Annotated in this window: 18 protein-coding genes; 10 read left to right on the top strand and 8 right to left on the bottom strand. The window is 59.2% G+C overall.

The features are described from left to right. Nucleotides 1–2: 2 nt before the first annotated feature. Nucleotides 3–1,226 carry an acyl-CoA dehydrogenase gene (locus RGAI101_RS16645; RefSeq protein ID WP_008227923.1) on the bottom strand — a complete coding sequence of 408 codons (1,224 nt, stop codon included), beginning with the start codon at nucleotides 1,224–1,226 and terminating at the stop codon, nucleotides 3–5. Nucleotides 1,227–1,323: 97 nt separating this feature from the next. On the opposite strand from RGAI101_RS16645, the gene RGAI101_RS16640 reads away from it, so the two are divergent. Both RGAI101_RS16640 and RGAI101_RS16635 read left to right on the top strand, forming a co-directional pair. Continuing rightward, a complete protein-coding gene (locus tag RGAI101_RS16640) occupies nucleotides 1,324–2,217 on the top strand; it encodes a LysR substrate-binding domain-containing protein (RefSeq protein WP_008227993.1) in 894 nt (297 codons plus the stop codon). An 82-nt stretch (nucleotides 2,218–2,299) separates the two neighbouring features. Continuing rightward, complete coding sequence (locus tag RGAI101_RS16635) at nucleotides 2,300–2,659, top strand: cupredoxin domain-containing protein (protein ID WP_008228821.1); 360 nt, start codon at nucleotides 2,300–2,302, stop codon at nucleotides 2,657–2,659. A 60-nt stretch (nucleotides 2,660–2,719) separates the two neighbouring features. Here RGAI101_RS16635 and RGAI101_RS16630 read toward each other — a convergent pair whose 3' ends face one another. Next, nucleotides 2,720–3,403, bottom strand: coding sequence for an SOS response-associated peptidase (locus tag RGAI101_RS16630; protein ID WP_037228598.1), 684 nt, complete (start codon nucleotides 3,401–3,403; stop codon nucleotides 2,720–2,722). 340 nt (nucleotides 3,404–3,743) lie between these two features. Then, a complete protein-coding gene (locus RGAI101_RS16625) occupies nucleotides 3,744–5,300 on the bottom strand; it encodes a bifunctional metallophosphatase/5'-nucleotidase (RefSeq protein ID WP_008226806.1) in 1,557 nt (518 codons plus the stop codon). 166 nt (nucleotides 5,301–5,466) lie between these two features. Between RGAI101_RS16625 and RGAI101_RS16620 the strand changes: the two genes are divergently transcribed. The 4 genes from RGAI101_RS16620 to arsC are packed head-to-tail and all read left to right on the top strand — an operon-like array spanning nucleotide 5,467 to nucleotide 7,623. Then, a complete protein-coding gene (locus RGAI101_RS16620; RefSeq protein WP_037228595.1) occupies nucleotides 5,467–5,811 on the top strand; it encodes a DUF952 domain-containing protein in 345 nt (114 codons plus the stop codon). Then, entirely contained in the window at nucleotides 5,808–6,239 is a 432-nt protein-coding gene (locus RGAI101_RS16615; RefSeq protein ID WP_008227473.1) for a DUF1330 domain-containing protein, read from the top strand. Before RGAI101_RS16620 ends, RGAI101_RS16615 begins: the two co-directional genes overlap by 4 nt. Beyond that, a complete protein-coding gene (locus RGAI101_RS16610) occupies nucleotides 6,236–7,279 on the top strand; it encodes a quinone-dependent dihydroorotate dehydrogenase (RefSeq protein ID WP_008227601.1) in 1,044 nt (347 codons plus the stop codon). The genes RGAI101_RS16615 and RGAI101_RS16610 overlap by 4 nt, the downstream gene beginning before the upstream one ends. Beyond that, nucleotides 7,276–7,623, top strand: a complete 348-nt coding sequence (gene arsC / locus RGAI101_RS16605) for an arsenate reductase (glutaredoxin) (RefSeq protein WP_008228643.1) — start codon at nucleotides 7,276–7,278, stop codon at nucleotides 7,621–7,623. The genes RGAI101_RS16610 and arsC overlap by 4 nt, the downstream gene beginning before the upstream one ends. A gap of 46 nt (nucleotides 7,624–7,669) precedes the next feature. On the opposite strand, the gene RGAI101_RS16600 is transcribed toward arsC, so the two are convergent. Genes RGAI101_RS16600 through RGAI101_RS16590 form a run of 3 tightly spaced genes read right to left on the bottom strand, consistent with a single transcriptional unit; the run spans nucleotide 7,670 to nucleotide 9,964 of the window. After that, nucleotides 7,670–9,034 (bottom strand): MATE family efflux transporter, encoded by a 1,365-nt coding sequence (locus RGAI101_RS16600; RefSeq protein ID WP_008225702.1) that lies wholly within the window; start codon nucleotides 9,032–9,034, stop codon nucleotides 7,670–7,672. Continuing rightward, complete coding sequence (locus RGAI101_RS16595; RefSeq protein WP_037228592.1) at nucleotides 9,027–9,539, bottom strand: PaaI family thioesterase; 513 nt, start codon at nucleotides 9,537–9,539, stop codon at nucleotides 9,027–9,029. Before RGAI101_RS16595 ends, RGAI101_RS16600 begins: the two co-directional genes overlap by 8 nt. Beyond that, a complete protein-coding gene (locus RGAI101_RS16590) occupies nucleotides 9,536–9,964 on the bottom strand; it encodes a PaaI family thioesterase (RefSeq protein WP_008229027.1) in 429 nt (142 codons plus the stop codon). The genes RGAI101_RS16595 and RGAI101_RS16590 overlap by 4 nt, the downstream gene beginning before the upstream one ends. A 116-nt stretch (nucleotides 9,965–10,080) precedes the next feature. On the opposite strand from RGAI101_RS16590, the gene RGAI101_RS16585 reads away from it, so the two are divergent. Then, on the top strand, nucleotides 10,081–10,458 hold the full coding sequence (locus RGAI101_RS16585) for a MerR family transcriptional regulator (RefSeq protein WP_008226738.1): 378 nt from the start codon (nucleotides 10,081–10,083) through the stop codon (nucleotides 10,456–10,458). Here the strand turns inward: RGAI101_RS16585 and RGAI101_RS16580 are convergent. Continuing rightward, nucleotides 10,455–10,652, bottom strand: coding sequence for a hypothetical protein (locus tag RGAI101_RS16580; protein WP_037228589.1), 198 nt, complete (start codon nucleotides 10,650–10,652; stop codon nucleotides 10,455–10,457). The genes RGAI101_RS16585 and RGAI101_RS16580 overlap by 4 nt on opposite strands. 144 nt (nucleotides 10,653–10,796) lie before the next feature. Beyond that, nucleotides 10,797–11,531, bottom strand: coding sequence for a helix-turn-helix transcriptional regulator (locus RGAI101_RS16575; RefSeq protein WP_037228586.1), 735 nt, complete (start codon nucleotides 11,529–11,531; stop codon nucleotides 10,797–10,799). Nucleotides 11,532–11,761: 230 nt separating this feature from the next. Between RGAI101_RS16575 and RGAI101_RS16570 the strand changes: the two genes are divergently transcribed. From RGAI101_RS16570 to RGAI101_RS16560, 3 genes are read left to right on the top strand one after another with little or no spacing between them, the layout of a single operon-like run. Then, nucleotides 11,762–12,163 (top strand): MerR family transcriptional regulator, encoded by a 402-nt coding sequence (locus RGAI101_RS16570; protein WP_008226392.1) that lies wholly within the window; start codon nucleotides 11,762–11,764, stop codon nucleotides 12,161–12,163. A gap of 52 nt (nucleotides 12,164–12,215) precedes the next feature. Then, nucleotides 12,216–13,997, top strand: a complete 1,782-nt coding sequence (locus tag RGAI101_RS16565; RefSeq protein ID WP_008226512.1) for an acyl-CoA dehydrogenase C-terminal domain-containing protein — start codon at nucleotides 12,216–12,218, stop codon at nucleotides 13,995–13,997. 52 nt (nucleotides 13,998–14,049) lie between these two features. Then, nucleotides 14,050–14,262, top strand: coding sequence for a hypothetical protein (locus RGAI101_RS16560; protein ID WP_008227659.1), 213 nt, complete (start codon nucleotides 14,050–14,052; stop codon nucleotides 14,260–14,262). The last annotated feature ends 208 nt before the right edge of the window (nucleotides 14,263–14,470 follow it).

Here is a 14,470-nt window from a genome sequence, read left to right as displayed (position 1 = left end):
CATTAGAAAAATGCCTGCAGACCGGTTTGAGCGCGCCCAAGGATCAATGCGTGCACGTCATGAGTGCCTTCATATGTATTGACCGTCTCAAGGTTCATCATGTGGCGGATCACCTGGTATTCGCCGCTGATGCCGTTGCCGCCGTGCATGTCGCGTGACATCCGTGCGATATCCAACGCCTTGCCGCAGTTGTTGCGCTTCACGATCGAGATCATCTCGGGGGCAGCTTTCGCAGCATCCATCAAGCGACCAACCTGAAGCGATGCCTGCAAGCCGAGGGCGATTTCAGTTTGCATATCGGCAAGCTTTTTCTGGAACAGCTGCGTCTGCGCAAGTGGCTTGTTGAACTGCTTGCGATCCAGGCCGTACTGGCGCGATGCGTGCCAGCAGAACTCTGCGGCCCCCAAAGCCCCCCAGCTGATGCCGTAGCGCGCACGGTTCAGACAGCCAAACGGACCCTTAAGACCTTGGACATGTGGCAGCAGGGCGTCTTCGCCAACTTCCACGTTATCCATCACGATCTCGCCGGTGATGGATGCGCGCAGCGACAACTTGTTGCCGACTTTTGGTGCCGTCAGACCTTTCATGCCTTTTTCAAGGATAAAGCCGCGGATCTTGCCGCCATGCTCTTCGGACTTGGCCCAGACCACGAATACATCCGCAATCGGCGCGTTCGAGATCCACATTTTTGAGCCGATCAGCTTGTAGCCTGTCGCTGTCTTGATCGCGCGGGTCTTCATGCCGGCAGGGTCGGAACCCGCGTCAGGTTCGGTCAGACCGAAACAGCCGATGAAATCACCGCTGGCCAGCTTTGGCAGGTATTTCTTGCGCTGCGCTTCGGAGCCATAGGCATAGATCGGGTACATCACGAGGCTGGATTGCACCGACATCATCGACCGGTAGCCGCTGTCCACACGTTCGACTTCGCGGGCGACCAGACCGTAAGAGACATAGTTGCCGCCAAGCCCGCCGTATTCTTCGGGTGTCGTGACGCCCAACAAGCCCATGTCGCCCATTTCCTTGAAAATACCGGCATCGGTCGTCTCGTTGGCATAAGCGTCAATCACGCGGGGCTGCAGCTTTTCCTGCGCATATGCGCGGGCGCTGTCCTGGATCATCCGTTCGTCTTCGGTCAGCTGGTCGGCCAGACGGAAAGGGTCCGCCCAGTCAAAGCTGCCCAGATCAGGCGCGTCTTTGGCTTTCAGGATGGGTGCTTCGGCGTTCATGGCAAGTTCCTCCGGATTGTGTGTTTGGCCGCAGTATTGCAAAAATGATCGCAAAATACTATCGCTGCTTTATCCTGAACCTATGAGTTTTAGTCATATGATTGCGCCACGGCGGTTTCTTCCTTCGATCAACGCGTTGCTGGCATTCGAGGCGGTTGCCCGCCTTGGCAGCGCCACGCAGGCGGCGCAGGAACTGTCGCTGACGCAAAGTGCGATCAGCCGACAGCTCAAGACCCTTGAGGAACAGTTGAACGTGCCGTTGCTGGACCGTCAGGGGCGGCAACTGATCCTGACGGACGCAGGGGCAAGCTATGTTCTACAGGTGCGTGACGTGCTGAACCGGCTGGCGCAAGCGTCGATTTCGGCACGTACGAACCCGATGGCGGGGGCGCTCAACCTGGCCATTCTGCCGGGCTTCGGGATGCATTGGCTGGCACCGCGTCTGCGCGATTTTGCACAGGCCCATCCGGAGGTCACCGTGAACCTCAGCACACGGTTGCATCCCTTTGCCTTTCAGAACACCGCCTTTGATGCAGCAATACATTTTGGCAAGGAAGACTGGCCCGGCGTCGGCTATCTGCATCTGATGCCGGAAACCGTCGTTCCGGTCTGCGCGCCCGAACTGCTGGACGCCCCGCTTGAGGACGCCCGCGCGATCCTGTCCTATCCGCTGCTGCACCTTGATACCCGCCCCCGGGGATGGGCCCGCTGGCTGGCCGCGCTCGGGGTGACTGAGGAACCGCCCTCGGGGATGATGTTCGACCAGTTTTCGACCATGGCGCAGGCGGCGGTGCATGGGTTGGGCGTTGCCCTGCTGCCGACCTTTTCCGCCGATCCCTATCTGCGCGACGGCCAGTTGGTGCTGGCGTCAACACAGACCACGCAAAGCATCGGCAACTATTATCTGGTCTGGCCCGAGGAACGCGCCGAGACGGCCGCGCTCAGGTCCTTCAAAAGCTGGCTTGCCGGCCAGGCCGATCGCATTCTTTAGCCCTCGCGCCAAATTTCCGCCGCAATCGCGCGTTAGCAGTTGTGCGATCCAACCCAGTGGAACCGTTGCTAGGAGCATAGACATGCCAATTTCGTTTCGCAAAAGTGCCTTGGCCTTTGTCATATTTGCCACCAGCGCCACAGGCGCAGTGGCCGATATCTACCAGATTGTCGTTCTGGACGAGGCATTCTTGCCGGCCATCTCCTACGTCAACGTCGGAGATCAGCTTGAGTTCATCAACGAATCGCAGACGGCGCGTACCGTGGTCGGTGAAAACGATTCATGGCAATCTGGCAGTCTGGAATTCGGGCAAAGCTATATCCGCGGAATTGGTGAAAGTGATCTTTTAGGGTTTTCAAGCGCCAATGGCGAAACCACGTTCGAAGGGACGATCAGTTTCGATGAACCGCCGCTGGCAGATACATCGACAGTCACAAACTAGGATGATTCAAAGCCGACGGATCGCGCCAGCACGAAAGCGGCGTCGCGTCACCCTGCCCGCCTAATCATCACCCCCGTTCCGAAGCGGCGCGATCAGCGTCGGACCGGACGCCCGATTTGAATTCACAGCCCGACCGACACGGTGCCATCCCAGCACCCCATCCGCCGCCGCACGCATCAGGGGTGCGGCCCCTTTGCCGTTTTCGCCCAACCATAGCGCCCAGTCCGGCGGGTCGATCAGGACCGGCACGCGATGGTGGAGCCCGGTCATGGCCCCGGTGGCAGCCGTGGTGACGATCGCACAGCTGCGCAGCCGGGACTGATCGGCAGCGGTCCACTCTTGCCAGATCGCGGCAAAGGCCAAGGGGCTGCCGTCCTGGCGGGTGATGTACCAAGGGTCCCTGCCGCCCTCCGCATCCTTGGTCCATTCATAATACCCCGACGCCACGACCAGCCCCCGCCGCACACGCACCGCATCGCGAAACGCAGGTTTGTCAGCGACCGTTTCGGCGCGGGCATTGATCAGCAGCGGGCCATCATCAGGTTTCTTGTACCAGTGCGGCACAAACCCCCACCGCATCGCAGACAAACTGCGCGGACCGTCCTCCGTACTGGTGACAATGTGCACCGGGTCTGTCGGACAAATGTTAAAATCAGGCACTTCCGGCAAGTCATTGGCCGGGCGGGCCTGAAACAGCTGCGCCATCGCGTCTTGCGGCAAGCTGAGCGCCATACGTCCACACATTGGCAGTTTCCTTGGTTCGATCTTTGAGCAACCCAGACGAAAGGCATTGCGATTTGGCAAAGCCAGGCCTCCAGCACCTCCTGTCGAGATTGCCACTGCGAGACCAGTCTTCAATATGTCGTCCGAAATTAATAGCGCCAATGGGCATCGGCTGGTCAATCACTCAAGCCACTTCGGCAAGAGGCCGGAAGTTCCGCGCATCCGCCTGCACTGTGTTGACGTGACGGCCGTCCCTTCCCGTCATCGCGTTGCAAACGCGTTCACCTGCAATAACGGCATACCTGACAAAGAAAAGGCGCGCCACCCTATCGGGGCGCGCCTTTCGACCTGCAAAATCCGCTTACTTCAGCGTGATGCGGCCATCGGTATAGGGCGTGTAGGCCCCGTTCATCGCGATGAATTCAGCCGTAACGTCCGCCACATCGGGGCCGTAATCATAGGCGTTTTCAGCCGTCTTGAACATTGCATAGCCGTCTCCGCCGTTGCGGACGTAGTTATTCGACACCACACCGTAGACCTTGGCGGGATCAATCGGAGCCCCGGCGACCATCACGTCACTGATCCGGCTGCCCACTTCGGCGGCAGGATCAACCGCATAGGTCATGCCTGCGACTTGCGGGAAGCGGCCTGCAACCTCTTCGATCTGGCTTACACCGTTTTCAAGCGCCTCGACGATCGTGGCACCTGATACCTGAAAGGTCGACAGCGTGTTCTGGAACGGCAGCACGCTCAGCACTTCGCCCATGGTGATGTCGCCCGCATCAATGGAAGACCGGATGCCGCCACTGTTCTGGATCGCGATGTCGACGCCCTGATCGGCCACCCGCGCCAGCATCGCATCAGCGATCAAGTTACCCATCGGGCATTCCATCACGCGGCAGACCGCCCGGTCGCCTTCGATCATGTCAGAGGTTTCGGCCACGACCTTGTTGCGGATTTCATCCAGCGGCTGCGCCAGTTCGGCAATGCGCGCCACGGTACCTTCGTCTTCGACAACGGCCGCATCGATCAGCACCGGCTCGCCCGAGGCTTCCTTGACGTTGCCTTCGTCGTCAAAGGTCACGTTCAGTTCGCCCAGGTATTTACCATAGGCATAGGCCTGCACGATGGCGGTTTTCTTCACCATCGTGGGGTACGCCCCTTCGGCGCGCTCGTTGGTGTTGCTCAGCAAGGTGTTCGAATGCCCGCCCACGATCACGTCGACGCCGGTGGTGTTTTCGGCGACCATCTGGTCGACCTTGTAGCCCGAGTGGCTGAGCACGATGATCTTGTTGACGCCTTGCGCGGTAAGCAGATCAACCTCGCCCTGAACGGCGGCAACGGAATCGGTGAAGATCACGTTTTCGCCCGGGCTCGCCAGTTCGTCGGTATCTTCGGATGTCAGACCGATTAAACCGATCTTTTCGCCGCCCCGTTCGATCACCGCGGATTTCGCCAGCTTGCCCGCCAGCAGCGGTTCAGCCGAGATATCGGCATTCGACATCAGGATCGGGAATTCCAGCGCTTCCATGAAACCGGCAAGCACTTCGGGACCGTCGTCGAATTCGTGGTTGCCCACAGTCATGCCGTCATAGCCCAGCATGTTCATCATCTCCGCGGCCATCTTGCCTTTGTAATAGGTGTAAAACAACGAGCCCTGGAACTGGTCGCCGCCATCCACCAGAACATAGTTGTTCGTCCGCGCCTTGGCTTCCTTGATCGCGTTGACCAAACGGGCCGTGCCGCCAAAACATTCACCGGCGGTGTTGTCTTCGGACGAACAAGGGCCGTCATACTTGCTGATCGGCTCGAACCGGGCGTGGAAATCATTGGTATGCAGAATGGTCAGGCTATAGTCAGCCTGCGCCATACCTGTGGTCAGGGCCAGCGCTGCCGTGGCAGTCAGGAATCGTTTCATTGTGGTATCCCCCAAGGTTGAAATTCTGCCGTATCGTGGCCCCGGCTTTTCAATCTGTCAAAGACCATCTGTCGCGATTTCACGCTGCCCTTAGGTCACGTGCCAAAACGCCCGCACGGTTGCACAGGTCTTGACCGTTTGCCGCAGCCAAGGCATCACGGCTTCCATGTTGATATACAAAATATTTCGCGCCGACGAATGGCAAGCGCTGCGCAGCGCGGGGACAACCCAAGGTGCGCCCATTGATGTGGCCGATGGCTATGTCCATTTTTCAACCGCGACCCAGGCCGCTGAAACAGCCGCCAAACATTTCGCTGGCGAAGATGATTTGTACCTGCTGGCCGTGGAAACCGACCGGCTGGGCGATGACATCAAATGGGAGGTCTCGCGCGGCGGTGCAAAGTTCCCTCACCTTTACCGCGATCTAAAGATGGCAGACGTCGCCTGGGCCCAACCTTTGCCGCTTGAAAACGGGGCGCATCAATTTCCCGCAGGGTTTGAAAACGAATGAGCAAATATGTCGATCCGGACCGCGCGCAGTTTGACGCCTTCAAAGGGTTGGACCGCGACACGCCTTTGCACATGCTCAACCTTGTGCGGCTGCGCGATGTTGCCGCTTATCCCGCCGATCACGCACGCGCGTCAGATGGTTTGACCGGCGCAGAGGCCTATAAGAACTACGGCGTCGAAAGCGGGCCGGTGCTGGCCGATGTTGGCGGCTCAATCGCGTGGCGCGGCCGGTTCGAGACGACGTTGATCGGCCCCGGCGACGAGGCATGGGATATCATGTTCATCGCCCACTACCCCAATGCCCATGCGTTTCTGCAGATGATATCCGACCCTCGCTACAAGCTGGCGGTTGTCCACCGGCAGGCTGCGGTCGCCACGTCGCGGCTGATCCGGACCGGCCCCCTGCCCCTTACGGGTGAATTTGCATGAAACGTTTCGCTGAACAAATCGGCCTGCGCGCCTTGCGTAAAATTGATCCCGAAATGGCGCACGGGCTGGCACTTTCTGCGTTGCAGATGGGGCTGGCAGTATCGCCCGGCCCTGTGACCTCGCCGCGATTGAAAACCACTTTGGCCGGCTTGGACCTGCCAAACCCTGTTGGTCTGGCCGCAGGATTTGACAAGAACGCGATGGCAATCGCCCCCCTGTCAAACGCCGGTTTCGGCTTTATCGAAGTCGGGGCAGCCACGCCCCTGCCCCAACCCGGCAATGACAAGCCGCGCCTGTTTCGCCTGACCGAAGACCGCGCCGCGATCAATCGCTTCGGCTTTAACAATGACGGCATGGAGGCCATCTGCGCCCGTCTGAGCAAACGGGGCAAAGGCGTGCCGGTCGGTCTGAACCTTGGGGCCAATAAGACCAGCACTGACCGCGCAGCCGACTTTGCCAAAGTGATGGAAGCGGCCCGCGACCACGTCGATTTCGCAACGGTGAATGTGTCTTCCCCGAACACCGAAAAACTGCGGGACCTGCAGGGCAAGGCGGCCCTTGCCGGGCTTTTGGCGGGTGTCATGGCGGTGCGGGGGGCCACGCCCGTGTTCCTCAAGATCGCGCCCGACCTGACCGAGGCCGAGATCGCGGATGTCGCGGATGTGGCCAACGAGGCCGGTGTGGCCGCGATCATCGCGACCAATACGACACTGGACCGGACGGGTTTGCACAGCGTGAACCGCGATCAGATGGGCGGGCTGTCTGGCGCGCCCTTGTTCGAAAAATCCACCCGCGTACTGGCACGCCTGTCCACGTTCACGGATATCCCCCTGGTGGGTGTCGGCGGGATCAGCACCGCCGAGGACGCCTATGCAAAGATTTGCGCGGGCGCGTCGGCGGTTCAGCTTTATACCGCCCTTGTCTATGGCGGGCTGTCGATCGTGGCCGATATCGCCCATGGGCTGGACGCGCTTTTGGCCCGTGACGGGTTTACGTCGGTAACGGATGCCGTAGGCAGCAAAAAAGGCGACTGGTTGTGATAACGCTTTGGCACAACCCGCGGTGTTCGAAATCCCGCCAGACCTTGGCGCTGATCGAGGCATCCGGGACCAAGGTGAAGATCAGGCGATATCTTGAAGACGCCCCGTCATTGGCAGAACTCGAGGCGGCGCGATCCGCGTTAGGGCTCAGCCCGATCGCGATGATGCGGACGGGCGAAGCGCGGTTCAAGGAACTGGGCCTGCGCAAGGACAGCGATGACGCCCTGTTGATGCAAGCCATGGCCGACGCGCCCATTCTGATCGAACGGCCCATCGCGTTCAAAGGGACCAAAGCCGTCATCGGCCGCCCCCCGGAAGCGGTGAACGCACTGCTCTCGGATTAGGCCGGAATTTGCAGAAAATTCCGGACTGCTTTTCTCAAGAAACGGGTTACCCCGCTGCCCGCTCAAGCGCCGGATAGCGCAGGGCCAGGGTGACCCCGCGGGCGACGAAGCTGACCAGCAGTGAAATCCAAAGCCCGTGATTGCCCAGGCTTGGCACCAGCAGGGCGGCACAGACGCAATAGATCAAGAAGGAAAGCGCCATCATGTTGCGCATGTCCCGCGACCGCGTCGCCCCGATAAAGATACCATCCAGCATCCAGGACGCGCAGCCGATCAGCGGTGCCGCGATCATGTAAGGCAGGAAAACCCGCGCCTCTTCACGCACCATCGGGGCCGTCGTCATCAGATCGATGATCGCCCCGCCCCAAAGCGCAAATCCGACGGTCATCAATCCACAAGACAGCAAGCCCCAACCGCTGGTCAGCAATGCCCCGCGGCGCAAGATATCACGTTGCTTTGCCCCCATGGCGCGGCCGACCAGAGCCTCGGCGGCAAAGGCGAAACCGTCAAGCGCATAGGCCGTTATCATCAGGAACTGGAGCAACACCTGATTGGCAGCCAGCTTCACATCCCCCAGACCGGAGCCCAAAAACAAGAACGACACAAAGATCGCCTGCAACAGCAACGAGCGGATCAGGATATCGCCGTTCACCTTCATCATGTTGATCCAGCGCGGACCGTCGAAAACCTGCGGCCAATCGCGCCACGCGGGCACGCCGAAGGCTGCACGGCAAAACCACAGGCCCAATGCCGCCCCGGTCCATTCCGCCAGGAAAGTCGCAAAGGCCACGCCTTCCACACCCCAGCCCAGCCCCAGCACGAACCACAGGTCGAGCAGGATGTTCAGCCCGTTCATCCAGACCTGAATGACCAGCACCGCGCGGGTGCGTTCCTGCGCGATCAGCCAGCCGGTGATCGCATAAAGCGCGATCGCCGCAGGCGCGGACCAGACCCGGATGCCCATGTAGGATTGTGCAAGCCCCTCGACCTCGGCACTGGCCGGAGACACCTGGAACGACGCCCAGAACAGCGGAACCTGCAGCAGAACCATCGCAAGCCCGGCAAGCCCGCCGATCAACAGCCCGCGCGTCAGCAGGGCCGCCACTTCGGCGTGATCGTCATTACCGGCAGCCTGCGCGGTCAGCCCGACCGTCCCCATGCGCAGAAACCCGAACACCCAGTACAGCGCCGACAGGATAATGGCCCCGATGCCCACGGCCCCGATCGGTGCCGCAAGCCCCATCTGGCCCACGACCCCTGTGTCCACCGCGCCCAGGATCGGCACGGTCGCATTTGAAATCACAATCGGGATTGCGATGTTCAGCACGCGTCGGTGGGTCACGACATCACGCGCAGAGGCTTTGCCCTTGGCGACGGCGGTAACCTCGGCCTTGGAAAGCGGCTCAGTCACGGCGTTGGGGCATCAGGAAATGGCCCGTGGCCTGCGCAAACAGCTTGGCGCGGTTGTCCTGCCACGCCTCGACATGAACCGACGCATAGCGCCGCCCCGACCTGTTGATCGTGGCCCGCGCATAAGCATCACGCGGCAGGCCCGAGCGCAGATAATCCACGGTGAAATCAATTGTCTTGGGCAGACGTGGCATGTGTTCGCCATCCATCTTGTCGACCTCGATGGCACCGGATTCAAGATCTTCCCACAGGGTGCCCCAGCTGAGCGTGATGATCGACGTCACCTCGAGGAAAGAGGCCGTCACACCGCCATGCAGCGCCGAGATGATCGGATTGCCGATCAACTTGTTCGAGAAAGGCAGGATCGCCGTCAGTTCGTCGCCGCGGCGTTCGAATTCGATGCCCAGGAACTGAATATACGGCACGGCCCCCACCAGTGCGCGCAACGCGCCGTCGCGGCGTTTCTTGATGACCTGCACATCTTCGGGTTTCACGCGTCCGCTCATCTTTGCCCCTCCACCACAAAACTGCCCGTGGCCGTGGCCACAGGGCTGCCGTTTGTCTCGTCCTGTGCCGTTGCGCGCACGAATGCCACCGACCGTGTCACATGGTAACATTCAGCACGCGCGGTAATGCGTTGACCGGGTGCGGCGGCGCGCAGGTATTCGATGCGCAGATCAATCGTTGCGGTGCCGCCCGGGTTGCTGGGATGGCTCATCACCGCGGCCCCGCAGCAGGTGTCCATCAACGCCGAAACGGCCCCCCCGTGGATGACGCCACTGCGCGGATCGCCAACCAGTTTTGCGTCATAGGGCATCCCGATCACCGCGATCCCGTCTGACAGTTCTTCCAGAACCATCCCAAGCGCTTCGCTGAAGGGCAGCGCCGAAATGAACTGACCTGCGATGCGCAATTTATCCTTATCCGTCATTCTGACCCTCTCGGCGATCCGTTTCCCCCATATCAACCCTCCAAGACCCCAAGAGCAACCCCGCCTGTTGCGCTCGGAAAAACTTAGGCATAGTTTCTGCATCTGAGGAGATAACGATGACCGATAAACGCCTGAGCTTTAAGGAAATGTGCGCTGAATTCGACGTCACGCCGAGGACGTTGCGATATTATGAATATATCGAATTGCTGCATCCGGAACGCGAAGGGCGCACGCGGACATATGGCCCCCGCGAGATTGCGCGCATGAAACTGATCATGCGGGGACGGAAATTCGGCTATTCCCTCGAGGGCATCCGGCAATGGCTGCTGATCTATGAGAACGAGGGCACAGAGGCGCAGATGCGCGCATGGGTCTTAAGCGCGGACCGGCAGTTGATCGAACTGGCCGATCAGCGTGCCCAGTTGGACGAGGCGATGGAAGAATTACAGCGCCTGCGCAACGACACGGCACAGGCCTTGGAAAAAATGTCCTAGATCCGGTTCTTCACGTTCCGGCTTTCGGCTTGCAACCGCTGTTCGACCTGATCCGCAAGACGCTCAAGTTCAGCTGAGATGATGATCATCTCTGAAACCAATTCGCTTTCGACCATCGCTGCGAGATCATATGCGGCATTTTCGACGTGTGTCGCAGCGACGCGGAGCTCATCTGCCCCTTGAGGTTGTTTCATTCTGAAAAAATCACTCTGTTTTTAGGGCCACCGAACCTTGGACTGCTCGATACAAGTTAATGCAGCGCGGCGGGTTTACCACGATAAAAGTGTAGACACCTATCTTATCCTGTTCAAAACCAGAATTCATGTCACGCAAGTGCGTCACATAAGGTCATCCACCGACTGCTTCAGCAGCCCTGCGCTGATGCCGCGCACGGCGGCGCGGGTCCTGTCCGTCACCTCGAGTTTCTCGAACATGCGGCGCGTGATCGTATCGACGGTATGGCGCGAAATTCCCATGATGTCGGCCATCACGGAATTGCTTTTGCCCTGCGCGATCCAGCGCAACACCTCAAGCTCTCGGGGGGACAGCCGGGCATAAGGTGATTTCGGCCCATCCGTCAGTGCGCAAAATCGCTGGTGCGCGCATTGGCTGGCCAATTGCAGCTCCAGCAGCGCGTCAGGCGACAATCGCGGCGCACCCGGTTCGAAACACATCCCGACGGCGGCATTGCGCGATTCCGGACCGAACACCTGAAAGGCGATGCCCGGCCAGATGCCCGCCTCTTTCAGCTTATCGAGATACGCGATTTCAGCTGGCTGAAGATCATCCAGATCCTGCGCATCCGACCAGTAAAACGGATCGGGTCGGGACATGGCAAGGCGGGGCAGTGGATTGTCCAGATACAACTGCTCCTTGATGTAACTTTCCTTGAATGCCGTCGGCATCCCGAACTGGATACCGGGGAAAGTCGTTTCCCCATAGGTTTGAACCTCGACGCTGCCATAGGCGATCATGCGAATTTCATGCGCCCGCGCATACCGCTGAACAATCGCCCAAATCGCGCCCGGGCTGTCCGCCTGTCTTGATAATTTCGTAAATGCTTGAAAATTCATGTCAAAGCTCACCGAGGCCCCACAATACTGAATCGCAGACGCGCGAGTTGCGGGACATATGTCATAGACTGTGACCTAACGCACCCTCAAAAACTGATGCTGCGTTTGAAAAATTTAACGACCAAAGTGACGCAACGTCGAACTTACGTTAACGTCAAGCTGTGTTGTAAGTTGAGGTGCAGATGGCCACATCACTGCCATAACGTCCACTGCAACAGCGAGCTTTGACGATGAGCAACACAAAAATGACGATCCGCGAAATGTGTGATGCATTCGATGTGACCCCCCGAACATTGCGCTTTTACGAGGCAAAAGAACTGATCTTTCCCGAACGCCAAGGCCAGAAACGCCTGTTCGGCAAACGGGATCGTGCCCGCCTGAAACTGATCCTGCGCGGCAAGCGCTTCGGGTTCAGCCTCGAGGAAATCCGGCAACTTCTTGACCTTTATCATATGGATGACCAGCAACAGACCCAGCTGGCACGCACCTACGAGATCGCCCGCGAACGGCTTGCCGATCTTGAAGCGCGGCGTGACGAGATGACAGAGGCCATTGATGATCTGCGCGCCCAGCTGAAATGGGGTGAAAAGATGATCGCCTCGGTCAGCACCGCGCGCAACGCAGCAGAGTAATACATAAATTCCGACCAGATAGATGGCCACCCGGCCAAGGGAGACAGACCAAATGCCCAGCTACACAGCCCCCGTAAAAGACATGCAATTCGTTCTGCACGATGTGCTGAACGTCACGGCCTCCGCAATCCCCGGCTACGATGACCTCGAGCCGGAATTCACCTCTGCCATTTTTGAGGAAGCAGGCAAGCTGACTTCGGAGGTTCTTGCCCCGCTCAACATCATTGGCGACAAGGAAGGCTGCCGTCTGGAAAACGGCGTCGTCTACACGCCGACCGGCTTCAAGGACGCCTTCGCCAAGGTCAAGGAAGGCGGCTGGCCCGGTCTGGACATGCCCGAAGAATTTGGCGGCCAGAACATGCCCTATATCGTCGGCACCGCTGTGGGCGAGATGTTCTCGGCCTCCAACCAGGCATTTACCATGTACCAGGGCCTGACCCACGGTGCCGCATCGGCCATCCTTGCGCATGGCACGCAAGCGCAAAAAGACACCTACCTGCCCAACATGGTATCATGCGACTGGACCGGCACCATGAACCTGACCGAACCGCATTGCGGCACCGATCTGGGCCTGATGCGCACCAAGGCAGTCCCGCAAGGCGACGGCAGCTACAAGATCACCGGCCAGAAGATTTTCATCTCGTCCGGCGAACATGACATGGCTGCCAACATCATCCATCTGGTACTGGCCAAGATCGAAGGCGGCCCGGAAGGCATCAAGGGCGTGTCGCTGTTCATCGTGCCCAAGTTTATCGTCAAGGAAGACGGGTCCCTGGGCGATCGCAACGGCGTCGCCGTCGGATCGATCGAGGAAAAGATGGGCATCCACGGCAACTCTACCTGCGTGATGAACTATGACGGTGCCACCGGTTATTTACTGGGCGACGAACACAAAGGCATGCGCGCCATGTTCACCATGATGAACGAAGCGCGTATCGGCGTCGGCATGCAAGGTCTGGCCCAAGCCGATGTGGCTTATCAAAATGCGCTGGCCTACGCCAAGGACCGCCTGCAAGGCCGCGCCGTAACGGGCGCAGAGAACCCCAATGGCCCGGCTGATCCGCTGATCGTACACCCCGACATTCGCCGCAGCCTGATGGACCAGAAATCCTTTGTCGAAGGCGCACGTGCTTTCATCCTTTGGGGTGCAAACCTGATCGACGCCGCGCACCGCTCTGAGGACAAGGACGCTGACGGCCTGGTGTCGTTGATGACCCCCGTCATCAAGGGGTTCCTGACCGATGTCGGCTATGACATGACCGTCAAGGCGCAGCAGATCTATGGCGGCCACGGCTATATCGAAGAATGGGGCATGTCCCAGTTTACCCGCGATGCCCGCATTGCGATGATCTACGAAGGTGCGAACGGCGTTCAGGCGCTTGACCTCGTGGGCCGCAAACTGGCGCAAGACGGCGGCAAGCACGTGATGGCGTTCTTTGACATGCTCAAGACCTTCATCAAGGAAAATGCCGGTCAGGATGCAGAGTTCGATGCCGCCTACCTTGAGCCCTTGAAAGCCGCCAGCAAAGACCTGCAAGCCGCTGGCATGTATTTCATGCAAAACGGCATGAAAAACCCGAACAACGCCTTGGCCGGTTCAACGGACTTCATGCATATGTTCGGACATGTGTGCCTTGGGTTCATGTGGGCAAAAATGGGCCTGGCTGCGAAAAAGGCACTTGCAGACGGGACCGGCGACCCGGCGTTATACGAAACCAAGCTGGCAACCGGCCGCTATTACATGGCGCGTCAACTGCCAGCCACGGCGCTGCATCTGACCCGCATCCAGACCGGTGCCGATACGGTGATGGCGCTGGAAGCCGCAAACTTCTAGACTACCTGTGGGGTGGGGAAATTCCCCACCCACCGCAAGACGCGAGGACACCATGCCAAAACGCTTCCGACTGACCCGCCGCTTTCCCGTTGCCATGACCGAAGACGGCTACCGACAGCTCAAGAAGTTTTCAGCCCAGGCCGGGTTGGACGAAGGTGAGGCGTTATCGTTTCTGTTTGAAAATTTCAACAGCGTGATGAACGAAGAGAACCTGACCGCACGGTTGCGGCTGTTCAATTCTGAACTGGATGAGCGCAAGAAATAACGGCGTACGACTTTGCAAAGGGGCCCTTCGGGGAGAGTTTTCCGGCAAAATGAAGCTGCGCGATCGCCCTGCCCTGACCGTGCAATAAACAAGATCAAGGCGGGGCTTCACTTTGCACGCCGCTCAGCTCTACAGCCTGCTGCGCAAGAAGAAGGGTATGGATAAAAAGCTAATGATACATGAAGCCGAAAACTTTCATCTTCATTTT

Source organism: Roseobacter sp. GAI101, assembly GCF_000156335.1.
Classification (GTDB): domain Bacteria; phylum Pseudomonadota; class Alphaproteobacteria; order Rhodobacterales; family Rhodobacteraceae; genus Sulfitobacter.
The sequence above is the reverse complement of the archived record's forward strand: the minus strand, read 5'-3'. Positions and strand labels throughout refer to the sequence as shown.